This is a genomic window from Paraburkholderia sp. OAS925 (genome assembly GCF_040543975.1).
Lineage (GTDB): Bacteria > Pseudomonadota > Gammaproteobacteria > Burkholderiales > Burkholderiaceae > Paraburkholderia > Paraburkholderia graminis.
This window is the reverse complement of the sequence record NZ_JBEUNO010000002.1, coordinates 268725-293477: the sequence shown is the minus strand read 5'-3', so window position 1 is coordinate 293477 and position 24753 is coordinate 268725. Positions and strand designations below refer to the sequence as shown.

Here is a 24753-nt window from a genome sequence, read left to right as displayed (position 1 = left end):
CCGGATTCCCGCGACATGCCTGAAGAAATATCGTTTTTGCTGCTGCCGGGCTATTCGGCGATCGGCTTCATGTCCGCCGTCGAGCCCTTGCGCGTGGCGAATCGCTTTCGCGGCGAGTTGTACCGATGGCGCATTCTCAGTCTGGACGGCGCGCCGGTTGCAGCGAGCAACGGGATTTCGATCAACGCGGACGCGGCCATCGGCGAGGCGGCTATCGGCGACCTGCGTGGCGCGGACCTCACGGACAGCACGGCGACGCTCTTCGTCGTAGCGGGCTTCGAGCCGCTCGCCTGCTACACGCGCGAACTCGCCGAATGGTTGAAGCGGCTCGAGCGCGCGGGCGCGACGCTCGGCGGCATCGACACGGGCAGCTTCGTGCTCGCCGAAGCCGGGCTGCTGGGCGGCGCGGACAACGTGACCGTGCATTGGGAGGCGCTCTCGGCATTTCGCGAGCGTTATCCGTCGCTGGATGCCAGTCAGGAACTGTTCGAGATCGGCGCGCGGCGCATCACGTGCGCGGGCGGCACTGCGTCGATCGACATGATGCTCGACCTGATCGGACGCAAGCACGGCGCGGCGCTCGCGTCGGCGGTGTCGGAGCAGTTCGTGGTGAGCCGCATCCGTCAGCGCTCCGACCATCAGCGCATGGAGATTGCCGCGCGCTACGGCGTGCACAACCGCAAGCTGATCCAGGTGATCGGCGTGATGGAGCAGCACATGGAAGAGCCGTTGACGCCCGACCGGCTCGCGCAGGAAATCGGCGTGACGCGCCGGCAACTGGAGCGGCTCTTTTGCGCGTCGCTGAAGGACACGCCGACGCACTTCTATCTGCAACTGCGGCTCGGCCGCGCGCGCGAGCTTTTGCAACAGACCGACATGTCGATCACGTCGATTTGCGTCGCCTGCGGATTCGAGTCGCCGTCGCACTTCTCGCGGACTTATCGTGCGCGATTCGGTGCAAGCCCGAGGAGCGACCGGCAGGCGAGCGGCGGTTTGGTGCCACCCAAAGCGCTAATTAATGCGCGTGTTGAAGGATTATCACAAGCGCAGCAACAGTGAATTCACCGATTCGGGGTTTACCCTAGGTCGCCGACCTCCTAGACTGTGTTCATCGGCTGAAGACACAACGCCTTCAGCGCCTGACAAAACAATCTCTGGAGGTAGGTCATCATGAAATCGCTGATCGAAGCTGCTGTTATCGCCGCTCTTATTTCCGCACCGCTTGCTGCTTTTGCGCAATCGAACCAGCCGGTCACGCGCGCTCAGGTTCGCGCCGAACTGGTTCAACTGGAGAAGGCCGGTTACAACCCGGCAACGTCGAACGACTACGACTACCCGGCGAACATCCAGGCCGCCGAAGCGCGCGTCGCCGCGCGGAACGGCACCGCTCAGACGAGCGGCTATGGCTCGGCGACCAACGGATCGTCGCAAGCGGGCAGCCGTGCTGAGGTCACGTCGAGCTCGTATTCGGCGCCGGTTTATGTCGGCCACTGATTGACGGCGGCGCGGCGAGGTTCGTCGCGCGATGGGTAAAAAAACGGCACGCCTCAGCCTGCCGTTCCCCCCTTCAAACCCCACCCACACACATATACTTGACGACCACATAATCGTCGATGCCATAGTGCGAGCCTTCGCGCCCCAGCCCCGACTGCTTGACGCCGCCAAACGGCGCCACTTCGTTCGAAATCAGTCCGGTGTTGATCCCTACCATGCCGTACTCGAGCGCTTCCGCGACGCGCCATACGCGCCCGATGTCGCGGCTATAAAAGTACGACGCAAGACCGAACTCGGTATCGTTCGCGAGCCGGATTACTTCGTCATCCGATGAAAAACGGAACAGCGGCGCGAGCGGCCCGAAGGTTTCGTCGCGCGCTACTTTCATGTCGGGCGTGACATCCGCGAGCACGGTCGGCTCGAAGAAGCCGTGACCGAGCGCATGACGCTTGCCGCCCGTGAGCACGCGCGCGCCTTTGGCGAGCGCGTCCTCGATATGCGACTCGACCTTGAGCACAGCCGCTTCGTTGATCAGCGGACCTTGCGTGACGCCCGCCTCGGTGCCGCGGCCCACCTGCAATTGTTGGACGGCGGCGCGCAATTTGTCGGCGAAGGCATCGTAGACCTTGTCGTGCACGTAGAAGCGGTTCGTGCACACGCAGGTCTGGCCGCTGTTGCGATACTTCGACGCAATCGCGCCGGCCACGGCGGCGTCGAGATCGGCGTCGTCGAAAACGATGAACGGCGCGTTGCCGCCCAGTTCCAGCGATACCTTCTTCACCGTCGGCGCGCACTGCGCCATCAAGAGACGCCCAACCGGCGTCGAGCCCGTGAACGACAGCTTGCGCACGACCGGATTGCCGGTCATTTCCGCGCCGATCGCTTTCGGCTCGCCCGTCACCACATTGAACACACCGCGCGGCACGCCCGCACGTTCCGCGAGCACGGCGAGCGCGAGCGCCGAGAGCGGCGTGGCTTCGGCCGGTTTGACGATGATCGGGCAGCCCGCCGCGAGCGCCGGGCCGACCTTGCGCGTAATCATCGCGGCGGGGAAATTCCACGGCGTGATGGCGGCGCACACGCCGACCGGTTCCTTCGTCACGACAATGCGCTTGTCGCTCGCGGGCGTTGGAATCGTGTCGCCATTCACGCGCTTGCCTTCTTCCGCGAACCATTCGAGGAACGACGCGGCGTATTGAATCTCGCCCTTGGCCTCGGCAAGCGGCTTGCCTTGCTCGGTGGTGAGAATCAGCGCGAGGTCGTCGGCGTTCTCCAGCATCAGGTCGTGCCATTTGCGCAGAATCACCGCGCGTTGCTTCGCGGTGCTTGCCCGCCATGCGGGCCACGCGGCGTTCGCCGAGTCGATGGCGCGGCGTGTTTCCGCCGCACCCATGCGCGGCACCGTCGCGATCACCTCGCCGGTCGCGGGTTCACGGCGTCGAAGGTCGCGCCGTCGTCGGCGCCTTGCCATTCGCCCGCAATGTAGGCGGCGGTCTTCAGCAGGGACGGGTCTTTCAGAGTCAGCGTGGTCATCGGTCGATTTCCTCAGGCTGCGACAGCAACGCTGTCCTTGATGACGTCCTCGAGAATGGCGAGCGCCTCGTCGAAGACGGCGTCCTGAATCGTCAACGGAAACAGGAAGCGCACCACGTTTGAATAAACGCCGCACACGAGCAGCAGCAGGCCGCGTTCGAGCGCGCGCGCCTGCACGCGCTTCGTGAAGTCCGCGTCCGGCTCCACGCTGCCCGGCTTGCAGAACTCAACGGCCACCATGCCGCCAGGGCCACGCACATCGGCGATTTGCGGCGCATCTTTTTGCAGTTCGATCAGCTTGGCCTTGACGCGATCGCCGAGAACGACAGCGCGCTCGCACAGCTTCTCTTCGTCGATGATGTCGAGCACCGCATGCGCCGCCGCCAGCGCGAGCGGATTGCCCGCGTACGTGCCGCCGAGTCCGCCGGGCGCCGCGGCGTCCATCACGTCGGCGCGGCCGATGACGCCCGACAGCGGCATGCCGCCCGCGAGGCTCTTGGCGACCGTCATCAGGTCAGGCACGACGTCGTAGTGATGCATCGCGAACAGCTTGCCGGTGCGCGCGAAGCCGGTTTGCACTTCATCGGCGATCAGCAGAATGCCGTGCTCGTTGCACAGCTTGCGCAGCGCGCGCACGAACTCGGCCGACGCGGGATAGAAGCCGCCTTCGCCCTGGACCGGTTCGAAGATGATCGCGGCCACGCGCTTGGGATCGATGTCGGCCTTGAACAAAAAGTCGATGGCCTTCAGCGAATCGGCGGTGGTCACGCCATGCAGCGGATTCGGAAACGGCGCATGAAACACGTCCGACGGGAACGGCCCGAAGCCGAGCTTGTACGGCGCGACCTTGCCGGTCAGCGCCATGCCCATCAGCGTGCGGCCGTGAAAGCCGCCGGTGAAGGCGATCACGCCCGGACGCCCGGTCGCGGCGCGCGCGATCTTGATCGCGTTTTCGACGGCTTCGGCGCCGGTCGTGAAGAAAGCGGTTTTCTTCGGATGATCGCCGGGCGCACGCTCGTTGAGCTTTTCAGCGAGTTCGACATACGACGCGTACGGCACGATCTGATACGCGGTGTGCGTGAAATGATCGAGCTGGTCGCGAATCGCGGCCACGATCTTCGGATGACGATGGCCCGTGTTGCACACGGCGATTCCGGCGGCGAAGTCGATGAAGCGGCGGCCTTCCACGTCCCAAAGCTCCGCGTTTTCGGCCCGCGCCGCGTAAAAATCGCACATTACGCCGACGCCGCGCGGCGTGGCTGCGTCCTTGCGGCTCTTCAGTTCTGCGTTCTTCAGGTTCATCACGTGGCTCCTCGCTGTCGGCGGACGCCGCGCGGCAAGGCGCGGCACATGCAGCGACTATAGTGAGATTTGGCTCTGAGCTTCAGAGCCATTTCTATAAAAATGTAGGAGCCAATTTGGCCGGCGAGCGGATTCACCGGGCGCGGCGGATTTGCGTCAGATGCGAATCAGCACTGCCCCGAGCGTAACAAGCGCGCACGCCACGATGCGCCGCGCGGTCAGCTTCTCGCGCATGAACAGCCAGCCGATCAACACCGCGAAGATCGAGCTCAATTCGCGCAGCGCGGAGACCATCGCGATCGGCAGATAGCGGTAAGCCTCGATGATCAGGCAATACGCGAACAACGCGAGCGCGCCCGACGCGATGCCCTTGAACACCACCGCGCGGCCGATGAACAGCCCCTTCGCCCCGCCGCGCCAATGCCACGCGAGCAGAAACTGCGGCACGTTCCAGATCAGATAGACCCACATGATGTAACTGAGGCCATTGCCCGCGACGCGCGCGCCGATTCCGTCGACAACCGAATAGGTGGAGATGAAAAAGCCGGTCAGCAGCGCGAACGGCACGCTCTCGCCGGAGAAGCGCATGCCGCGCCGAAACGCGAGCGAAACGATGCCGCACGACACCAGCGCGACGCCGATCGCCGCGAGCGGTTTCAGCGATTCATGAGCGAACACGAGCGCGCCGACGAACACCAGCATCGGCGACAGGCCGCGCGCAATCGGATAGATCTGGCCGAAGTCGCCGCTTCGATAAGCGCGGATCAACGCGAGCAGATAGCCGAACTCGAGCACGACCGACGCGAAGATATATGGCCACGCGGCAGGCGCGGGCATCGGCAGGACGATCACGCCGACCGCGCTCACGGCGAGGTAGGGAATCGCCATCATGCCGAGCAGCCAGATGCGGTCTTCCGACAGATGCAGGAACGCATTCCACGTCGCGTGGAGCAGCGCCGACAGCAGGACCAGCAGGACGACGACGGTTTCCATGGAAGGCGAGAACGGGCCAAGGGTTAGCTGGCCCGACTCCGGCCGCAAGCCCGTGATTATTCCAGCAGAACGCGCGACGCGATGAGTGGGCGACTAAAGCAAAGGGGCTTTATGGGGCGAAAATCGCAAATTTGTGGCGCCGAAAAATGACGGGCAAATGACGGCCAAATGACGTGCGTGTGACGGCGTTTCACATCTGCTCAGCCGTCATGCTGGCTGACTTGCAGCCAGGCTATATTGCGTCATTCGCCGTGCCGTCCCTGACATCCCGCACTCCTCGCGACGCCCACATGCAGCCTTTGAGCTTCCTTCCCGACACCTTTGCGGAGTACGAAGATCTCAAGACGATCCTCGATCAGGGCAGCGCGAGCTTCGCGATTCGCACGGTCTGCGAGACGACGGTGCGCGGCCGGCGCTTCGGCGTGCATACCGCGAGCATCGGCTCTACCGATCCGCAGGCGCCGGCCATCGGCTTCTTCGGCGGCATTCATGGGCTCGAGCGAATCGGCTCGCAACTCGTGCTCGACTACATGCGCGCGCTGCTTGCGCGGCTCGAATGGGACGAACTGCTCGTCCGCCAACTGCAGTCCATCCGTCTCGTCTTCATGCCGATCGTCAATCCTGGCGGGATGTGGGCGGCCACGCGCGCTAATCCGAACGGCGTCGACCTGATGCGCAATGCGCCGCAAAACGCCGACGAACGCGTGCCGCTGCTCGCCGGCGGCCAGCGCGTCGGTGCATGGCTGCCGTGGTATCGCGGACGCCGCGGCGGTCCTATGGAAGCCGAGGCCGCGGCGCTGCTTCAGGTGGTCGAAACGGAACTGGCGGCACGGCCGTTGAGCATGGCGCTCGATTGCCATTCGGGCTACGGCTGGAGCGACAGCATCTGGTTTCCGTACGCACGCACTCGCAAGCTGATGCCGCATTTGCCGGAAATGTACGTGCTGAAAACGATGTTCGAGCGCTCGCATCCGCATCATGGGTACACGTTCGAGCCGCAAAGCCATCAATATCTGCTGCACGGCGATCTTTGGGACTTCGCGTACGACCGCGCGCCCGCACCCAACGTCTTTCTGCCGATGACGCTAGAACTCGGCTCATGGCTGTGGATCAAGAAGAACCCGCGCCAATTGTTTTCGCGCCAGGGCTTCTTCAATCCGGTGAAGGCGCATCGCACGGCGCGCGTGTTGCGGCGTCACGCGAACCTGCTGGATTTTCTGGCGCGCGCGGCTTTCTCGTCGCAGCGCTGGCTGCCGCAAGGCAATCGCCGCGAGCAATTGCTGCAAAGCGCGATCGATCACTGGTACGAGGCGCACACGGCATGAGCACGTGGATTTTGCTGCGCGGCCTGACACGCGAGACGCGTCATTGGGGACGCCTGCCCGACGTGTTGCGCGAAGCCACTGGCGGTGCGGCGCGCCTACTGCTGCTCGATCTGCCCGGCAACGGCGAGTTCGCGCACTTGCGTGCGCCGGCGACGGTCGCCGCGATGGTCGAATTCGTGCGCGCGGCTGCCCGGCAACGAGGCGCGGCCGGCCCCTTCAACATACTGGCGATGTCGCTCGGCGGCATGGTCGCGACCGCCTGGGCGCAGCGGCATTCCGATGACATCGAGCGGCTTGTGCTGATCAACACGAGCATGCGTCCGTTCAGCCGCGCGCATCAGCGGCTGCGTCCGTCGGCATGGCCGGGTCTTGTCACAGTCGCCATGCATTGGCACGACGCGACGCGTGCCGAGACTGTTATTCATCGGTTGACGTGCAATAACGCCGACACGCTCCAGGCCGATCTTGAATCATGGGCCACGATTCGCCGCAGCGCACCGGTGAGCCGCGGCAATGGATGGCGGCAACTGTGGGCGGCGGCGCGCTTTACCGCCGGCACGGCAAAACCGGCTTGCCCGCTGCTGCTTCTGTCGTCGCGCGACGACCGGCTCGTTGATCCCGCATGTTCGGCAAGGCTCGCGGCGGCGTGGGGCGCGCCGCATCGCGAGCATGCATGGGCCGGTCACGATCTGCCGCACGACGATCCCGCGTGGGTCGCCGAGCAAATTCGCGCATGGCTTGCCCACGAAACCGTCGAGAGCACGGCCACGCGTTAAGCCGCGATAGGCCAGCCGCGTTAAGCGCGCAATTGCGCGCTTGCAGCATAAGACGAGGCAGCGGGTATAACCTAAGTCGCGGCGCCGGTTGCCCTGCTGCATGCAGGTGCATAATCGTTCCTCAGACGATGCATCCGATCCGGGCAATTCCCACATTGCCGCCAACCGGGGGAGTTCATCATGCAAGCAAAGAACGAAGAAGCCGTCACGCACTTGCTGAACGATGTCGTCGAGTTTGCACGAGCGCGCTTGCCCGAGCCGGCGTTTGACATCGTCGAACCGTTTTTGCGGCACTACTACGATTTCGTCGACGCCGACGATCTGCAAAGCCGCTCCATCCCCGATCTGTACGGCGCCGCGCTCGCGCACTGGCAGACCGCGCAGCGCTTCGTGCCGGGCAAGGAAAGGCTGCGCGTCTATAACCCGATTCTCGAACAGCATGGCTGGCATTCCGATCACACGGTGATCGAGATCGTCAACGACGACATGCCGTTCCTGGTCGACTCCGTTTCGATGGCGGTCAATCGCCAGGGACTCGCGCTGCATTCGGTCGTGCATCCGGTGTTTCGCATCTGGCGCGGCGCCGATGGCGACATCGCGCGCGTGACGCAAGGCGCCGAAGAAGCCGCCGACACGCGCTCGCAACTGGCCTCGTTCATTCACTTCGAAGTGGACCGTTGCGGCGACGCGGCAAAGCTCGATGCGCTGCGCGACGACATCGCGAAAGTGCTGCGCGACGTGCGCGCCGCGGTGGAAGACTGGCCGAAGATAGTCGAACTCGCGCGCGTCACGATCAAAGGCATGAAGGTCGGCGAGAGCGGACCGGATGCGATGGAAGCGCGTGCGTTCCTCGAATGGATGGTCGCCGATCATTTCACGTTTCTCGGCCAGCGCGACTATGAACTGGTGCAACAGGGCACAGACTACGGCTTGCGCGCGGTGCCCGGCTCGGGCCTCGGCATCATGCGCGACGAATTGCGCGCAAGCGCTGACGGCGCGGCGGCCGCATCGGAAGTGACCGTATTGCCTCCGGCCGCTGCCGAAATCATTTCCAGCGCGTCGCCGATCTTTCTCACCAAGGCCAACTCGCGCGCGACCGTGCATCGGCCAGGCTACCTCGATTATGTCGGCATCAAGCTGACCGGCGCGGACGGCAAGGTGATCGGCGAGCGGCGTTTCATCGGACTCTATACATCCACCGCGTATTTTTTGTCGGCGGCGGAGATTCCTATCGTGCGGCGCAAATGCGCAAATATCGTGAGACGGGCCGGATTCTTGCCAAAAGGTCATCTCGCGAAATCGCTCGTGACGGTGCTCGAAACCTATCCGCGCGACGAACTCTTCCAGGCCGACGAAAACCAGCTCTACGATACCGCGCTCGGTGTACTGCGTTTGCAGGAACATCAGCGCACGCGTCTTTTCGTGCGGCGCGATCGCTTCGACCGCTTCGTGTCGTGCCTCGTGTTCGTGCCGCGCGACAAGTACAACACCGATTTGCGGCAACGTATCGCCAATCTGCTCGCCGACGCCTTCAACGGAGCCAGCGTCGAATTCACGCCGCTGCTTTCCGAATCGACACTCGCGCGCATTCACTTCGTGGTTCACGCAAAGCCGGGCGGCATGCCGCGTGTCGACACACGCGAACTCGAAGCGCGCCTCGTGCAGGTCGCGCGCCGCTGGCAGGACGATCTTGCCGATGCGCTGCTCGACGCATTCGGCGAAGAGCAGGGCAACCGTCTGTTGCAACACTACGCGGATTCATTTCCGCCGGGCTATCGCGACGACTATGCCGCGCGCACGGCAGTACGCGACATCGAGTTGATCGAACGCGTGCAGGGCAGCGAGCGGCTCGCGATGAACCTCTATCGTCCGATCGAAGCCGGGCCGCGCGCGTTCCGCTTCAAGGTGTATCGCGCGGGCATGCCGATCGCGCTGTCGCGCAGTTTGCCGATGCTCGAACATCTCGGCGTGCGCGTCGATGAAGAGCGGCCGTATCTGATCGAGGCGCTTGGCTCGACGCCAGCATGGATTCACGACTTCGGCCTTGAACTCGCCGACGACGCGGAGTTCGACATCGAGCGCGTGAAGGACCTTTTCGAAGACGCGTTCGAGCAGGTATGGACCGGCGCGATAGAAAGCGACGACTTCAACCGCCTCGTTCTGCGTGCGCAATTGAGCGCGCGCGAAGTGACGATACTGCGCGCGTATGCGAAGTATCTGCGCCAGGTCGGCTCCACGTTCAGCGACGCGTATATCGAGCGCGCGGTGACCGGCAATCCCGCGATCGCGCGAATGCTCGTCGAATTGTTTGTCGCGCGTTTCGATCCGGCGCATGGCGGCACACGCGAAGCGCGCATCGAGAACTTGATGAAAACGATCGACGGCGCGCTCGATCAGGTTCCCAATCTCGACGAAGACCGCATCTTGCGGCAGTTTCTCGGCGTCATCAAGGCGACGCAGCGCACCAACTATTACGTGTTCGATACGGATGGCAAGCCCAAGCCGTATCTGTCGTTCAAGTTCAATCCCGCGCAAGTGCCCGGCTTGCCCGAGCCCAAGCCGATGTTCGAAATATGGGTCTATTCGCCGCGAGTTGAAGGCGTGCATTTGCGTGGCGGACGTGTCGCGCGTGGCGGCTTGCGCTGGTCCGATCGTCGCGAGGATTTCCGCACGGAAGTGCTCGGCCTGATGAAGGCGCAGATGGTGAAGAACGTCGTGATCGTGCCGGTCGGCTCGAAGGGTGGCTTCGTCGTGAAGAACCCGCCGCCGCAAAGCGAGCGCGATGCCTGGATGCGCGAAGGCATTGCCTGCTATCAAACGTTTCTGCGCGGCCTGCTCGATCTGACCGACAACCTTGCGGGCACAACCGTCGTGCCGCCGCGTGACGTGGTGCGGCACGATCCCGACGACCCGTATCTGGTCGTTGCCGCCGACAAAGGCACGGCCACGTTCTCCGACTACGCGAACGCGATCTCGCAGGAATATGGCTTCTGGCTCGACGACGCATTCGCGTCCGGCGGCTCGGTCGGCTACGACCACAAGAAGATGGCGATTACCGCGCGTGGCGCGTGGGAGTCGGTGAAGCGGCACTTCCGCGAAATGGGCGTCGATACTCAAACGATGGACTTCACGGTGGTCGGCATCGGCGATATGTCGGGCGACGTGTTCGGCAACGGCATGCTGCTGTCGCCGCATATCAGGCTCGTGGCCGCGTTCGATCATCGGCATATTTTCCTCGACCCGAATCCCGATCCGGCGACGAGTCTTGCCGAGCGCGGGCGGCTCTTTCTTCTCGACCGTTCGAGTTGGGCCGACTACGATCCTTCGCTGATTTCAGCGGGCGGCGGCATATTTCCGCGCACCGCCAAGACGATTCCGTTGTCGCCCGCGGTGCAGTCGGTGCTCGGTATCAGTGCGCCGGCGTTGTCGCCCGCCGAACTGATGCGCGCGATTTTGCAGGCGCCCGTCGATCTGCTTTACAACGGCGGCATCGGCACCTACGTGAAGGCGACGCGCGAAACGCATCTGCAAGTGGGCGACCGCGCGAACGATGCGATCCGCGTGAACGGCGCCGAATTGCGCTGCAAAGTCGTGGCTGAAGGCGGCAATCTCGGACTCACGCAACTCGGCCGCATTGAATTCGCGCAGCGCGGCGGGCGCATCAATACGGATGCAATCGACAACTCCGCTGGTGTCGACTGCTCGGACCACGAGGTCAACATCAAGATCCTGCTCGGACTGGTCGTGGCCGACGGCGAGATGACCGACAAGCAGCGCAATGCGCTGCTCGCCGAAATGACCGACGAAGTCGGCCTGCTCGTGCTGAAGGACAACTATTACCAGACGCAGGCGCTGTCGATTGCAGGCCGTTTCGGCGTCGAACTGCTGGATGCCGAAGCGCGCCTCATGCGCTTTCTCGAGCGCGCGGGCCGCCTGAATCGCGGGATCGAGTTTCTTCCTAGCGACGAAGACGTGGCCGAGCGGCAAGCCGCGAAACAAGGACTCACCACGCCGGAGCGCGCAGTGCTGCTCGCGTACAGCAAGATGTGGCTGTACGACGCGCTGCTCGATTCGCCGGTGCCGGAAGATCCGCTCGTCAGCGACATGCTGATCGAATACTTTCCGAAGCCCTTGCGTCAGCGTTTCAGCGAGCCGATGCAGCGGCACCCGCTGCGCCGCGAGATTCTCGCGACGCATCTCACGAACGCACTGGTGAACCGCGTCGGCTGCGAGTTCGTGCACCGGCTGATGGAGGAGACCGACGCGCGGCCCGGCGACATCGTGCGGGCCTGCATCATGGCGCGCGATGTGTTCGACCTCGATCACGTCTGGCACAGCATCGACGCGCTCGATAACCGCGTCGCCGACGACGTGCAGGCACGCATGTTCGTCGAAGTCGCGCGGCTCGTCGAACGCTCGGCGTTGTGGTTCTTGCGGCATCTGTCGTCGCCGGCAGTGAATGGCGACGACGTGACGGATCTGCTCGCGCGTTGCCGCGACGCCGCGCAGCGTCTCGCGCCGCAATGGCCCGCGCTGTTGCCGGCCGCGGATCTCGAAGCGCTGTCCGAACGACAACGCGTGCTGGTGGATGCGGGCGTGGACAGCGACCTCGCGGTACGCATCGCCAGTGGCGAAATCTCGGCTGCGCTGCTCGACATTGCGGAAGTCGCATCGACGTGCGAGCGCAAACTCGAACTCGTGGCGGGCGTTTATTTCGCGCTCGGCACGCTGCTGAATTACCACTGGATCAGCGAACGCGCGGCCGCGCTGCCCGCGCCGTCGCACTGGGACATGCTCGCGCGCGCATCGGCATTGGCGGAACTCGCGCGCCTCAAACGCGCGCTCACCACGAGCGCGCTCGCCGGCGCAGACGACTCAGCCGCGCCCGACACGCTGGTTCATGCCTGGCGCGACAGGCGCGGCGCACAACTGGAACGCTATGCGCGTTTGCTTGCCGATCTGCGCGCCACGGGGGGCGCGAGTCTGTCGATGCTGCTGGTGATCGTGCGCGAGATGGCCGCGCTCGAGAGGGCATGAGGGTTGCGTGGAGAGTGCGTTGACGGCGCGGCGCAACACATGGCGCGCCGCTGTTGGACATGCTGTGCGGCATGGCCATAATACGCATTCCCGGAAGCCGAAAGCCTTTCGCAAATTGAACAACGCCCTCGATAACGATGAAAGAAGAATCGCCGAAAGCCATTATTTATGCGCTGGCCGCCAACTTTGGTATTGCCGTTTGCAAGTTCGCTGCCGCTTCATTCACCGGTTCCGGCTCGATGTTCGCCGAAGCCATTCACTCGACCGCCGACTGCGGTAATCAATTGCTGCTGCTGTTCGGCCTGCGTCAGGCACGCCGGCCGGCGAGTCCCTTGCATCCAATGGGCGGCGGCCGCGAGATCAACTTTTATTCGCTGCTCGTCGCGTTACTGCTGTTCTTCGTGGGCGGCGCGTTCTCGGTCTATGAAGGCGTGCATCGGCTGATGGCGCGCGAGCCATTGCAGTACGCGTATGTCGCGCTCGTGGTGCTGGGCGTGTCGGTGGTGCTCGAGGCGTTTTCACTGTGGGGCGCGCTGAGGGAAATCCGCCGCGTGCATCCTGAGAAAAACATCTGGCGATGGTTCAGGGAAACGCGCGAGTCGGAACTACTGGTAGTCGCTGGCGAAGATATTGCCGCGCTGGTGGGCCTCGCGATCGCGTTTGCCGCGGTGCTGCTCACGCTCGTGACCGGCAATCCTGTCTATGACGCGTTTGGCTCCATCGCCGTCGGCTTGCTGCTGATGGTGATCGCGGGACTGGTGGCGCGCGAGGTGAAGTCGATGATCGTCGGCGAATCGGCGAGCCCCGAAGTGCGCCGCGCCATCGAGGCGCATTTGCGCGCGCGCAGCGAAATTCGCGGCATCATCAATATGATCACGCTGCAATGGGGACGTCACGTGGTGGTCGCGGTGCAGGCCGAGATGATCGACTACGCGAGCGGCCGCGCGATGGTCGATGCGATCAACATCATCGAGGCCGATTTGCAGGCCGCTTTTCCGCAAGTACGCTGGGTGTTTTTCGAACCGGATGTACCGCGCGCGTGATTTTCCTTTTTCTGGTGCACGCGACTGGCGACTCGCCACTCGCGGAGAGCTTCGTGCGATTAACGTGATCGACGTGTCGTGTAGTGGACAATAATTTCGTCGCATCTATACTTCTTCCGGCTTGAAGCGGCACTCTCCCCAACTGCATCACAAGCAAAAAGGAAGATCACGATGCTGACTCGCACATTGGGCGCGCTATCCGTCATTGCACTCGCGGCATGCGCAGCCTTTACTTCCGGACCCGCAAGCGCGGACGACAGCGACGCTTTCTCGCATGGCGACGGCGGCTCGCGCGGGCGGCCGGTCAAGGTGATGATCATCTCGATGTTCGGTCCCGAGGGCCAGGTGTGGCTCGACAAGCTCGGACCGTGGCGCGATATTCCGGTGGACGGCTTGTCGCCGGATTATCCGGCAGTGCATTGCAACCGCCAGGACGTCTGCGTGATGACGACCGGCATGGGCCACACGAATGCCGCGGCGTCCATCATGGCGCTGACGTTCTCGCCGCGTTTCGATTTGCGGCATACGTATTTCATGGTCGCGGGGATTGCCGGCATCGATCCTCAGCAGGGCACGGTGGGCTCGGCGGCGTGGGCGAAATATCTCGTCGACTTCGGCATTCAATGGGAAATTGACGGGCGCGAAATTCCGGCCGGCTGGAACACCGGCTATCTTGGGATCAATACAAAGAGCCCCTCGGAAAAGCCGCCGCTCGATTACCGCACCGAAGTATTCCAGCTCAATATGCAGCTTGCCGATACGGCATTCGCTTTATCGCGCAACGTTGTGCTTTCGGACAATGCGCAGGCGCAGGCTGCGCGCGCCAAGTATTCGTACGCGCCGGCTAATCGTCCGCCGACGGTCATTCAATGCGATACGCTCGCCGGCGACACATGGTGGTCCGGCACATTGCTCGGGCAACGCGCTCGCGACTGGACCAAAATATTGACCGATGGAAAGGGCACGTATTGCACGACGCAGCAGGAAGACAATGCGACGTATGAAGCACTGAAACGCGCGGCTTCGGTGCATAAGGTCGATTTGAACCGCGTGGCTGTAGTGCGTGCGGGCTCGGATTTCGACCGCCCTTATGACGGACAGACGAGCGCCGATAACTTGCTCAACTACTCAGCGCAAGGCGGCTTTACGATTGCGCTGGAAAACCTGTATCGCTCGGGCAATCCGCTTGTGCAGGACATTGTCACGCACTGGGGCGAATGGCGCGAAGGCGTGCCGAAGCGCTAATCCAATGATTGCAACAAGGGCCGCCCGATGTGAACCGCGGCCCTTGTTGCAATGGCGCGGCGCATTAGCGTTGCGGCGCGCGATACGGCGTCCATACTGCGGAGTCGGTGTTCCAGTGGTCGAGTTCCGATGGTGTCATGGTGTGCTCCTTTATAAAGTGCTGAGATCTGTTCGGCTCGCCGTCATCGGCATTTAATCCGGATGGCTAACTATTGCGGCGAGGTTCTTGTTGCATTGCTGAGAATTTACTGACCGTTTGCCACGCGCGTGACATCGCCATTCGCGCCTTCCTGCAGCGCGATACGCGCGGCTTGCGTCTGGCCGATCAAGCCTTTGTTCGGATACGTCGTGCGATTGAGCGAAGGCAGCGAGCCGTCGCGATAGGCGGCGACCAGTTCGGCCTGCACTTCGGCGCGCGTCTTGCCGCCCGTCGCCGTCGTCGAGGCGGTGGGTTGAGTCTGATAGCTGCCTGCGTGGCCGATGCCGTTGCTCTGTGCGAATACCGGCGCGCTCACGAGCAGCGAGAGAGTAAGACCTGCGAGAAGATTGCGTTTCATGATTCACTCCTGTCGATTCATTTGCAGCACGACGGGTGCTGCGACAGGGTGAAATGTAGACTTCGAGCGAGCGCCGATAAATTGCGCTTTCGCGAAATGAATTGTCGCGATTCCAGAACAATCGAACGACAAGCCTTATAAACACAGGCCGAAACAACAACCGCGGCATTAGCGCCGCGGTTGGAATTCACTGTTTCACTATCTGCACTTCAATTGAGTTGAGTCACGCGACCCATTCGGATATAACCGGTGTGTCGAGTGCCGGAGCGGACTCGCGTTCTTCGAGCGTGCGCTTCGAGCAGGTTGCGTCGAGCGTGCCGCGGCCACTCAGTAGTGGGCAACGGTCGAACACTTCCGCAATCCAGTCTACGAAAACACGGACTTTAGGCGACAGATGCCGACTGTGCGGATAGACTGCCGAAATAGGCATCGGCAAAGGCTTCATCTCGGGCAGTACTTCTACGAGTTGGCCCGCACGCAAATGCGGCAGCACCATGAAGAGCGCCGGCTGAATCAGGCCAAAACCTTCCAGCCCGCAGGTCACGTAGGCATCGGCGTCGTTCACCGACACAATGCTCTTCATTTTTACTTCAACCTCTTTACCATCAACCAGGAATGCCCAATCGAGCGTGCGTCCCGTGCGGCTCGAGAAGTAATTGACTGCTTTGTGATTTTCCAGGTCCTCGAGCGAAGTCGGCATGCCGGCCCGTTCGATGTACTCCGGCGACGCACACGACACGCCCTCGAAGAGGCCGATCCGTCGCGCCACCAGCGAGGAATCCTGCAGCGCGCCGACGCGCACCACGCAATCCACGCCTTCCTGCAGCAAGTCGACCGGCCGGTCCGACAAGCCGAGTTGCAGATCGATGTCCGGGTAGCGCTTGTGGAATTCACATAGTTGCGGAATCACCAGCAGGCGGCCAATCGAACCCGGCATGTCGATGCGCAGCTTGCCGTGCGGCTTTTTATTGCCGCTCTGAAAACTGGCCTCGGTCTCTTCCACGTCCGCGAGGATGCGCACGCAGCGTTCGTAGTACGCCGCGCCGTCCGGCGTGAGCGACAGGCGCCGCGTCGTGCGGTGCATGAGCCGTGTGCCGAGGAACGCTTCGAGGTTCTGAATGATCGTGGTAACCGATGCGCGCGGCAGGTCGAGCGTTTCAGCCGCGCGAGTAAAGCTGTTTGTGTCGACGACACGCGTGAACACTTGCATGGCCTGAAGCCGGTCCATTGCAAACCTCCAGAAGGGGCAGGCGTACTGAGCAGGATTCGAATCCGCCGAGCAATCGGTTCGATTGTTCAGAGGGGCCGAATTGTGTTGCCGGATTATAGGCATTTATTTACGAGTCTGCCGAACCCACAATTCGCACCATTGAAGTTCTTTGCGCATTGCGCGGCTCGACATGGAAGCATTCAAACCGCCGTACTCATTTGTGCCCGCCGGCATTGCGCCGGCCGGGGCCGACAGCACGGCACTCGAAGTCACTGACGTACAGATAGAAGGACACGCGCAGGACATCACGTTGCGTTTGTACCGGCAGCCGAAGAAAACCGCACTGCCGGTACTGCTTTATTTTCACGGCGGCGGTTTTACGAAGGGGTCGATCGATCAGGCCGACTTTGCGTCGCGCTATTTCGCAGAACATTTACCTGCATTGGTGGTGTCGGTCGGTTATTCGCTCGCGCCGCAGTTTCCATTTCCCGCTGCGCCCGAAGACGCACATCGCGCGGCATTGTGGGTGCAGACGCGGGCGCGTGCATTTGGCGGCAATAGCAGGAAGGTTGGCGTGGCCGGCCATGACGCGGGCGGCCAATTGGCTAATTGCCTCGCGTTCATCGCGCGCGATCGCGGCGACGTGCAAATTTCCGCGCAGGCTTTGTTCGGGCCGATGCTGGACCCGAGTCTCACGCGCCTTGGCGATGAAAAGCGCCTCGGCTCGGACATCACGGCAAGAGAATGCGCGGCCTGTTATCGCGCGTACTTGCCGCAGGCGTCGCAACGCATGCATCCGTATGCGGCGCCGCTGGAATCGTCGCGGCTCGCCGGTTTGCCGGCCACGCTGATCGCGACGGCGCAAAACGACGTGCTGCATGTCGAGGCGGAGAAATACGCGAGCAGTCTGATCGACGCCGGTGTGCTGACCCAGGTGGTCCGCTATCCGGCCGTCTCGCATGCGGCGCTCGCCGATCATCCGCCCGCCTTGCAGGAGGCAGTGCGATTTTTTCAGTGGCGCTTCGATGCGCGCGCCCATCGCTGAAACAGAAACAAGCAGAACTTTAATCAACGATACCGGGAGCTACACATGACCATCCTTCCTCTTTCCCGCCGCCGCGTGGCGGTTGCCACACTAGCGGTACTCGTGCTGGCCGGACTCGGCACATTCGGCGCAATTCGCGTGGACGCGAGTTCGCCTGCCGCCCCGACCATCGTGCCGGAAGTCGATGTCGCCACCGTGGTGCAAAAAACGATCACCGACTGGCAGAGCTATTCGGGCCGTCTAGAAGCGGTAGAAAAAGTGGACGTGCGTTCGCAGGTGCCAGGCACCATCGTGTCCGTTAACTTCAAGGACGGCGCGCTCGTGAAGAAAGGCGACACGCTGTTCGTGATCGACCCGCGCCCGTACGCGGCTGAAGTCGCGCGCGCGGAAGCGCAGCTCGCGGCCGCGCAGGCGCGCACGGGCTACACGCAAAGCGATTGGGAACGCGCGCAACGCCTGATCACCGACAACGCGATCGCCAAGCGCGATTACGACGAGAAGCAGAACGCCGCGCGCGAAGCGAGTGCGAACCTGAAGGCCGCGCAAGCCGCGCTCGAAACCGCACGCATCAATCTCGGCTATACGAAGATCACGGCGCCGGTATCGGGCCGCGTATCGCGCGCGGAAATCACGGTGGGCAACGTGGTGTCGGCAGGTGCGGGCTCGGCGCCGCTCACCACGCTCGTGTCGGTGTCGCCGATCTACGCATCGTTCGACGCGGACGAACAAACGTATCTGCAATACCTGCGTCGCGCGAAAGACGGCGGCAAGGTGCCGGTGGAACTCGGTCTCGCGGATGAAAGCGGCTACTCGCGCAGCGGCACGATCGAGTCGGTGGACAACCGTCTGGATACGTCGTCGGGCACCATCCGCGTGCGCGCGCGTTTCGATAACCAGGACGGCACGCTGATTCCGGGCCTGTATGCGCGCGTGAAAGTGGGCGGCAGCGAACCGCATCCGGCGGTGCTGATCGACGACGCCGCCGTCGGCACCGACCAGGACAAGAAGTTCGTGCTGGTGGTCGACCAGAACAATCACGTCGTGTATCGCGAGATTTCGCTCGGCGATATGCAGGGCAATCTGCGTGTCGTGAAGGGCGGCCTGAAACCAGGCGACCGGATTGTGGTGAACGGCGTTCAGCGCGTGCGGCCCGGCGACGCGGTGCGCGCGCACATGGTGCCGATGACGACCGACCAGGACCCGAACAGCGCGCCGCTCGCGCAGCAGCGCGCCAAAGCGGACAAGAACTCGTGAGCGTTCGCGCCGCGGCATTGAACGCGCGGCGCGTGCTCCAACCGCTTGCTCCAAACATCAAGAGCTTCCAATGAACATATCCAAATTCTTCATCGATAGGCCGATTTTCGCGGGCGTGCTATCGGTATTGGTTCTGCTGGCGGGCGTGATTTCGCTCTTCAAGCTGCCGATTTCCGAGTACCCGGAAGTGGTGCCGCCGTCGGTCGTGGTCCACGCGCAGTATCCGGGCGCCAATCCGAAAGTGATCGCGGAAGCCGTCGCTTCGCCGCTCGAAGAGCAGATCAATGGCGTCGAGAACATGCTGTACATGCAGTCGCAAGCAAATAGCGACGGCAATCTCACGCTGACGGTCACCTTCAAGCTCGGCACGAACCCGGACCTCGCGACCCAGCTCGTGCAGAACCGCGTGAACCAGGCGTTGCCGCGTCTGCCGGAAGACGTGCAGCGGCTCGGCGTGACGACCATCAAGAGCTCGCCTACGCTCACCATGGTCGTGCACCTGATCTCGCCGAACGACCGCTACGACATGACGTATCTGCGCAATTACGCGGTTCTGAACGTGAAGGATCGTCTTGCGCGGATTCAGGGCGTGGGCCAGGTCCAGTTGTGGGGTTCGGGCGACTACGCAATGCGCGTGTGGCTCGATCCGCAGAAGGTCGCGCAGCGCGGTTTGACCGCGACCGAAGTGGCTAATGCGATTCGCGAGCAGAACATTCAGGTGGCGGCCGGTGTGATCGGCGCGTCGCCTTCGGTGCCGGGCACGCAATTGCAGTTGTCGGTGAATGCGCGCGGCCGTCTGAAGACCGAGGACGAATTCGGCAACATCATCGTGAAGACCACGCCCGATGGCGGCGTGACCTATCTGCGCGACATTGCGCGCGTCGAACTCGCGGCGTCGGAATACGGCCTGCGTTCGCTGCTCGACAATAAGCCGGCCGTTGCGCTCGCAATCAATCAGGCGCCGGGTGCGAATTCGCTCGCGATTTCCGATGAAGTGCGCGCCGCGATGAAGGATCTCGCGCAGGACATGCCCGCGGGCGTCGAATACAAGATCGTCTATGACCCGACGCAGTTCGTGCGTTCGAGTATCGAGGCGGTCGTGCATACGCTGCTCGAAGCCATCGCGCTGGTGGTGATCGTCGTGATCGTGTTCCTGCAGACGTGGCGTGCGTCGATCATTCCGTTGATCGCCGTGCCCGTGTCGATTGTCGGCACGTTCTCACTGCTGCTGGCATTCGGCTTCTCGATCAATGCGCTGTCGCTGTTCGGCATGGTGCTCGCAATCGGCATTGTGGTGGACGATGCGATCGTCGTGGTGGAGAACGTCGAGCGGAACATTGAAAACGGACTCAGTGCGCGCGATGCGACGTACAAGGCGATGCAGGAAGTGAGCGGGCCGATTATCGCCATTGCGCTGACGCTCGTCGCCGTGTTCGTGCCGCTCGCGTTCATGACGGGTCTCACGGGCCAGTTTTACAAGCAGTTCGCGATGACCATCGCGATCTCCACGGTGATCTCGGCGTTCAATTCACTGACGCTGTCGCCGGCGTTGTCCGCGATGCTGCTGCGCAGTCATGGCGCGAAGGAAGACTTCCTCACGCGCATCATGAACCGCCTGCTGGGCCGCTTCTTCAAGGGCTTCAACAAGGTGTTCCATCGCGGCTCCGAAGGTTATGGCCGCGGCGTGACGGGCGTGCTGCGCCGCAAGGGCGCGATGCTCGCGGTGTACGCGATCCTGGTCGGTGCAACGGTGCTGATCGCGCGTATCGTGCCGGGCGGTTTCGTGCCCGCGCAGGACAAGGAGTATCTGATCGCGTTCGCGCAACTGCCGAACGGCGCGTCGCTCGATCGCACGGAAAAAGTGATCCGCGATATGAGCGCGATCGCGCTCAAGCAAAAGGGCGTGGAAAGCGCGGTGGCGTTCCCCGGTTTGTCGGTGAACGGCTTCACGAACAGTTCGAGCGCGGGCATCGTGTTCGTCACGCTCAAGCCGTTCAAGGACCGTGGCGACAAGAAGCTCTCGGCAGGTGCGATTGCGGGCTCGTTGAATCAGCAGTACGGCGCGATCAAGGATTCGTTCGTTGCAGTGTTTCCGCCGCCACCTGTGCTCGGTCTCGGCACGCTCGGCGGTTTCAAGATGCAACTGGAGGATCACGGCGCGCTCGGCTACGCGGAGTTGAACAAGGCAGCGGAGGCATTCGTGAAGAAGGCGGCGCAAACGCCTGAGCTTGGCCCGACCTTCTCGAGCTATCAGATCAACGTGCCGCAACTGAACGTGGATCTGGATCGTGTGAAGGCGAAGCAGCTCGGCGTGCCGGTCACTGATGTGTTCAACACGATGCAGATCTATCTCGGCTCGCTGTATGTGAACGACTTCAACCGCTTTGGCCGCGTGTATCAGGTGCGGGTGCAGGCGGACGCACCGTTCCGTCAACGCGCCGACGACATCCTGCAACTGAAGACGCGCAACAGCGCGGGCGACATGGTGCCGTTGTCGTCGCTCGTCACGGTCACGCCGACGTATGGTCCGGAAATGGTGGTGCGTTACAACGGCTATACGGCTGCGGACATCAACGGTGGACCGGCGCCGGGCTTCTCGTCGGGTCAGGCACAGGCCGCGGCTGAGCGCGTGGCGGCGGAAGTTCTGCCGCATGGCGTGAAGCTCGAATGGACCGATCTGACGTATCAGCAGATTCTCGCCGGCAATGCGGGCTTGTGGGTGTTCCCGATCAGCGTGCTGCTCGTGTTCCTCGTGCTGGCCGCGCTGTACGAGAGCCTGACGCTGCCGCTCGCGGTGATCCTGATCGTGCCGATGAGCGTGCTGTCCGCGTTGACCGGCGTATGGCTCACGGGCGGCGACAACAACATCTTCACGCAGATCGGCTTGATGGTGCTGGTGGGCTTGTCGGCGAAGAACGCGATTCTGATCGTGGAGTTCGCCCGCGAACTGGAACACGACGGACACACGCCGCTGTCGGCGGCAATTGAAGCGAGCCGCTTGCGTCTGCGGCCGATTCTGATGACGTCGATCGCGTTCATCATGGGTGTGGTGCCGCTGGTGCTGTCGACCGGAGCCGGTTCGGAAATGCGTCATGCAATGGGGATTGCGGTGTTCTTCGGCATGCTCGGCGTGACGCTGTTCGGGCTGATGCTGACGCCGGTGTTCTATGTGGTGCTGCGTACGTTGGCCGGCGGGACGATTCATGTCGCGCAGAAGGATTCGCCGCGCATCGGCGCGCCGGTCACGGACGCCTGAGGAGAGAACAACAATGAAACGCTTTGAGATTTTGAGTGGATGGGGCCGTGCGGCAGCGAGCGGTTTGCTGCTCGCGCTGCTCGCCGCCTGCTCGGTTGAGCCCACGTACAAGCGTCCCGAAGTGGACACGCCGACCGCGTTCAAGGAAGCGCCGGTCGCGGCTTCGGGCGCGTCGGCTGCATCGGCTGCGTCGGGTGCGTCGGGTGCGTCGGCTCAGGACACCGGTACGTGGAAAACCGCGCAACCCGCGGACGACGCGCATCGCGGCGAATGGTGGAAGATTTTCGGCGACCCGCAACTCGACGCGCTCGAAGAGCAGGCGGCTGCCGCGAATCAGGACCTGAAAGCGGCGGCGGCGCGTGTGCAGCAGGCGCGTGCGGTCACGCGTGCGGCGAAGTCCGACTGGTTCCCGAAGTTCGACGCGGGCTTCGGCCCGACGCGCGAACGGGCGTCGGCGGCCTCGCAATTCCAGCCGGATAGCGTGGGCGGCACGACCGGCACCATTTGGCGCGCGCAGGTCGGCGCGTCGTATGAGGCGGATCTGTTCGGGCGTGTCGGTTCGAATGTGAACGCCTCGCGTGCGGACGAGCAGCAAAGCGAAGCGCTGTTCCGTTCGGTGCAGTTGTCGCTGCAGGCCGACGTCGCGCAAAACTATTTCCAGTTGCGCGAGCTCGATACCGACCAGGACCTGTATCGCCGTACAGTGGCGTTGCGTGAAGATACGCTGAAGCTCGTCGAGCGCCGCTTCAAGGAAGGCGACATTAGCGAACTGGATGTGTCGCGTGCCCGCAATGAACTCGCGAGCGCACGCGCCGACGCAGTAGGCGTCGCACGTCAGCGCGCGGCGTCCGAGCATAGTCTCGCGATTCTGCTCGGCAAGCCGCCGGCAGACTTCTCGTTCGCCGAAGCGCCGCTCGTGCCGGTCGGAGTGCGCGTGCCGCCGGGGTTGCCTTCGGCGCTGCTCGAACGCAGGCCCGATGTGTCGGCGGCCGAGCGCGCGATGGCGGCGGCAAATGCGCGCGTCGGTCTCGCGAAGTCGGCGTTCTTCCCGAAGCTCGACATTACCGGCGCATTCGGCTATGAGTCGGCCACGCTGGGCGATCTCTTCATGTGGTCGAGCCGCGCGTTCATTCTCGGGCCGTTTGCCGGCACTGCATTGACGTTGCCGCTGTTCGACGGCGGCCGGCGTAAGGCGAATCTCGCGCAGGCTCGTGCGAAATACGACGAGGACGTCGCGCAGTATCGTCAGCAAGTTCTCGTCGCGTTCCGCGAAGTCGAGGACAACCTGGCCGATCTGCGTCTGCTCGACGATCAGATGCGCGAGCAAAACAATGCCGTGCAGGCGTCGCAACGCGCGGCGCGTCTGTCGCGTACGCAGTACACCGAGGGCGCGGTCAGCTATCTGGACGTGATCGACGGCGAGCGGCAGGTGTTGAGCACGCAACTGCAAGCGAGCCATTTGCAGGGCACGCAAGCGGTCGCGACCGTCAACCTGATTCGCGCGCTCGGCGGCGGTTGGGGCGATGTGCCGGCGTCGGATACGGCCGTGGGTTCGGCTACAACGCCGGCTGCACCTTCCGACCAACAGGTGGCAAAGCGCTAAACGCTTCGGTCTATTATTGACTGCTGTTGTAGAACCGGACCGCGCCGCAAGCGCGCTCCGGTTTTTTTTCGCAAATCTTTTTTCGCGCTTTCCTTTCGAAAATCCGTTCGTAGACCCGCAGGCATCGTGGCCTCTATGATGATTCGCACCTTGGCGCAGGCCGTCGATCTGACTCGCCGCGAATACATCACATCTTCATCAAGAGTCCACCATGCGCACTTTTCTTTCCAACGCGCGGCGCTTTTTCCGTGCGCCGACGCTCGCGCTTCTGAGCGCATTCGGCTTTGCACTTGCTTTGCCCGCGGCGCCCGCGTTCGCGGCGGATGCGCCGACGCTGAAGATCGGCACGGCGACGAGCCCGCAAATCGAAGCACTCAAAATCGCGGTGCGCGAGGCGAAAGAGCAGGGACTCGATGTAAAGGTGATCGAATTCACCGACTGGAATACGCCGAACGCCGCGCTCGCGAACAAGGACATCGACGTCAATTACTTCCAGCACATTCCGTTTCTCGAGAATGCAAAGAAGCAGGGCGGCTATAACTTTGTCGCGATTGCGCCGGGCACGATCATGAAGATCGGTCTGTACTCGAAAAAGATTAAACGCTTCGACGAACTGAAAGACGGCGCGACCGTGGCCATCGCAAACGATCCAGTGAACGGCGGGCGCGGCCTGTTGCTGCTGCAACGCGCGGGGCTCATCAAGCTGACGCCGGGCATCGACTATCGCGCGACGACGCTCGACATTATCGACAACCCGAAGCATCTGAAGATCGTTCAGCTCGAAGCCTCGCAACTCGCCCGTTCGCTCGACGACGTCGACCTCGCGCAAGGCTACCCGAGCTTCATCAAGCTCGCGGGAACGACGGACCCGAATAGCGCGCTGCTATTCGACGGCCTCGAGAACAAGAACTACGCGATTCAATGGGTCGTGCGTCCGGAAAGCGCGAACGATCCGCGTATTCGCAAGTTCATTTCGATCTATCAGCATTCGCCGGCCGTGCGCGCCGCGCTCGATAAAGCGTTCGGCAATCTGTACGCAGTCGCGTGGTAAGGGGCGCTCGCGCGCCGGATAGAACAACA

Annotated in this window: 16 protein-coding genes and 1 pseudogene; 12 read left to right on the top strand and 5 right to left on the bottom strand. The window is 62.9% G+C overall.

Annotated elements, in window-relative coordinates; all coding sequences use genetic code 11:
• Positions 1-15: 15 nt before the first annotated feature.
• On the top strand, positions 16-1059 hold the full coding sequence (locus ABIE53_RS20065; protein WP_192699765.1) for a GlxA family transcriptional regulator: 1044 nt from the start codon (positions 16-18) through the stop codon (positions 1057-1059).
• 111 nt (positions 1060-1170) lie between these two features.
• Positions 1171-1494 carry a DUF4148 domain-containing protein gene (locus tag ABIE53_RS20060; protein WP_192699766.1) on the top strand — a complete coding sequence of 108 codons (324 nt, stop codon included), beginning with the start codon at positions 1171-1173 and terminating at the stop codon, positions 1492-1494.
• 73 nt (positions 1495-1567) lie between these two features.
• Here the strand turns inward: ABIE53_RS20060 and ABIE53_RS20055 are convergent.
• The 3 genes and pseudogenes from ABIE53_RS20055 to ABIE53_RS20045 form a co-directional block, all read right to left on the bottom strand.
• A pseudogene (locus ABIE53_RS20055) lies at positions 1568-3027 on the bottom strand (NAD-dependent succinate-semialdehyde dehydrogenase).
• A gap of 12 nt (positions 3028-3039) precedes the next feature.
• Positions 3040-4329, bottom strand: a complete 1290-nt coding sequence (locus ABIE53_RS20050; RefSeq protein ID WP_192699767.1) for a 4-aminobutyrate--2-oxoglutarate transaminase — start codon at positions 4327-4329, stop codon at positions 3040-3042.
• A gap of 156 nt (positions 4330-4485) precedes the next feature.
• Positions 4486-5322, bottom strand: coding sequence for an EamA family transporter (locus ABIE53_RS20045; RefSeq protein ID WP_029970103.1), 837 nt, complete (start codon positions 5320-5322; stop codon positions 4486-4488).
• 290 nt (positions 5323-5612) lie between these two features.
• On the opposite strand from ABIE53_RS20045, the gene ABIE53_RS20040 reads away from it, so the two are divergent.
• The 5 genes from ABIE53_RS20040 (at position 5613) to ABIE53_RS20020 (ending at position 14748) form a co-directional block, all read left to right on the top strand.
• Positions 5613-6647: a M14 family zinc carboxypeptidase gene (locus tag ABIE53_RS20040; protein WP_192699768.1), complete on the top strand. Its 1035-nt coding sequence runs from the start codon at positions 5613-5615 to the stop codon at positions 6645-6647.
• Positions 6644-7423, top strand: coding sequence for an alpha/beta fold hydrolase (locus ABIE53_RS20035; RefSeq protein WP_192699769.1), 780 nt, complete (start codon positions 6644-6646; stop codon positions 7421-7423). Before ABIE53_RS20040 ends, ABIE53_RS20035 begins: the two co-directional genes overlap by 4 nt.
• Positions 7424-7603: 180 nt before the next feature.
• On the top strand, positions 7604-12460 hold the full coding sequence (locus tag ABIE53_RS20030) for an NAD-glutamate dehydrogenase (protein WP_192699770.1): 4857 nt from the start codon (positions 7604-7606) through the stop codon (positions 12458-12460).
• 137 nt (positions 12461-12597) lie between these two features.
• Positions 12598-13503 carry a cation diffusion facilitator family transporter gene (locus ABIE53_RS20025; protein WP_006049441.1) on the top strand — a complete coding sequence of 302 codons (906 nt, stop codon included), beginning with the start codon at positions 12598-12600 and terminating at the stop codon, positions 13501-13503.
• 171 nt (positions 13504-13674) lie between these two features.
• Positions 13675-14748: a purine-nucleoside phosphorylase gene (locus tag ABIE53_RS20020; protein WP_006049440.1), complete on the top strand. Its 1074-nt coding sequence runs from the start codon at positions 13675-13677 to the stop codon at positions 14746-14748.
• Between the two features lie 245 nt (positions 14749-14993).
• On the opposite strand, the gene ABIE53_RS20015 is transcribed toward ABIE53_RS20020, so the two are convergent.
• Positions 14994-15305, bottom strand: a complete 312-nt coding sequence (locus tag ABIE53_RS20015) for a DUF4148 domain-containing protein (protein WP_006049439.1) — start codon at positions 15303-15305, stop codon at positions 14994-14996.
• Positions 15306-15528: 223 nt separating this feature from the next.
• Positions 15529-16533: a LysR family transcriptional regulator gene (locus tag ABIE53_RS20010; protein WP_006049438.1), complete on the bottom strand. Its 1005-nt coding sequence runs from the start codon at positions 16531-16533 to the stop codon at positions 15529-15531.
• Between the two features lie 172 nt (positions 16534-16705).
• Here ABIE53_RS20010 and ABIE53_RS20005 point away from each other — a divergent pair, with 172 nt between their 5' ends.
• The 5 genes from ABIE53_RS20005 to ABIE53_RS19985 all read left to right on the top strand — a co-directional run bounded on the left by ABIE53_RS20005 (position 16706) and on the right by ABIE53_RS19985 (position 24724).
• Positions 16706-17560 (top strand): alpha/beta hydrolase, encoded by an 855-nt coding sequence (locus ABIE53_RS20005; protein WP_029970114.1) that lies wholly within the window; start codon positions 16706-16708, stop codon positions 17558-17560.
• 45 nt (positions 17561-17605) lie between these two features.
• Positions 17606-18814: an efflux RND transporter periplasmic adaptor subunit gene (locus ABIE53_RS20000; protein WP_006052752.1), complete on the top strand. Its 1209-nt coding sequence runs from the start codon at positions 17606-17608 to the stop codon at positions 18812-18814.
• A 70-nt stretch (positions 18815-18884) separates the two neighbouring features.
• On the top strand, positions 18885-22070 hold the full coding sequence (locus ABIE53_RS19995; protein WP_006052751.1) for an efflux RND transporter permease subunit: 3186 nt from the start codon (positions 18885-18887) through the stop codon (positions 22068-22070).
• A 13-nt stretch (positions 22071-22083) separates the two neighbouring features.
• On the top strand, positions 22084-23673 hold the full coding sequence (locus ABIE53_RS19990; RefSeq protein ID WP_192699771.1) for an efflux transporter outer membrane subunit: 1590 nt from the start codon (positions 22084-22086) through the stop codon (positions 23671-23673).
• A 211-nt stretch (positions 23674-23884) separates the two neighbouring features.
• Entirely contained in the window at positions 23885-24724 is an 840-nt protein-coding gene (locus ABIE53_RS19985; protein WP_006052749.1) for a MetQ/NlpA family ABC transporter substrate-binding protein, read from the top strand.
• Positions 24725-24753 lie beyond the last annotated feature (29 nt).

Coding starts and splice junctions, on each gene's coding strand:
- ABIE53_RS20050 (WP_192699767.1), bottom strand. CDS start 4,329: ATGAACCTGAAGAACGCAGAACTGAAGAGCCGCAAGGACGCAGCCACG.
- ABIE53_RS20035 (WP_192699769.1), top strand. CDS start 6,644: ATGAGCACGTGGATTTTGCTGCGCGGCCTGACACGCGAGACGCGTCAT.
- ABIE53_RS20010 (WP_006049438.1), bottom strand. CDS start 16,533: ATGGACCGGCTTCAGGCCATGCAAGTGTTCACGCGTGTCGTCGACACA.
- ABIE53_RS20000 (WP_006052752.1), top strand. CDS start 17,606: ATGACCATCCTTCCTCTTTCCCGCCGCCGCGTGGCGGTTGCCACACTA.
- ABIE53_RS20005 (WP_029970114.1), top strand. CDS start 16,706: ATGGAAGCATTCAAACCGCCGTACTCATTTGTGCCCGCCGGCATTGCG.
- ABIE53_RS20040 (WP_192699768.1), top strand. CDS start 5,613: ATGCAGCCTTTGAGCTTCCTTCCCGACACCTTTGCGGAGTACGAAGAT.
- ABIE53_RS20060 (WP_192699766.1), top strand. CDS start 1,171: ATGAAATCGCTGATCGAAGCTGCTGTTATCGCCGCTCTTATTTCCGCA.
- ABIE53_RS20025 (WP_006049441.1), top strand. CDS start 12,598: ATGAAAGAAGAATCGCCGAAAGCCATTATTTATGCGCTGGCCGCCAAC.
- ABIE53_RS20015 (WP_006049439.1), bottom strand. CDS start 15,305: ATGAAACGCAATCTTCTCGCAGGTCTTACTCTCTCGCTGCTCGTGAGC.
- ABIE53_RS20020 (WP_006049440.1), top strand. CDS start 13,675: ATGCTGACTCGCACATTGGGCGCGCTATCCGTCATTGCACTCGCGGCA.
- ABIE53_RS20065 (WP_192699765.1), top strand. CDS start 16: ATGCCTGAAGAAATATCGTTTTTGCTGCTGCCGGGCTATTCGGCGATC.
- ABIE53_RS19990 (WP_192699771.1), top strand. CDS start 22,084: ATGAAACGCTTTGAGATTTTGAGTGGATGGGGCCGTGCGGCAGCGAGC.
- ABIE53_RS19985 (WP_006052749.1), top strand. CDS start 23,885: ATGCGCACTTTTCTTTCCAACGCGCGGCGCTTTTTCCGTGCGCCGACG.
- ABIE53_RS20030 (WP_192699770.1), top strand. CDS start 7,604: ATGCAAGCAAAGAACGAAGAAGCCGTCACGCACTTGCTGAACGATGTC.
- ABIE53_RS19995 (WP_006052751.1), top strand. CDS start 18,885: ATGAACATATCCAAATTCTTCATCGATAGGCCGATTTTCGCGGGCGTG.
- ABIE53_RS20045 (WP_029970103.1), bottom strand. CDS start 5,322: ATGGAAACCGTCGTCGTCCTGCTGGTCCTGCTGTCGGCGCTGCTCCAC.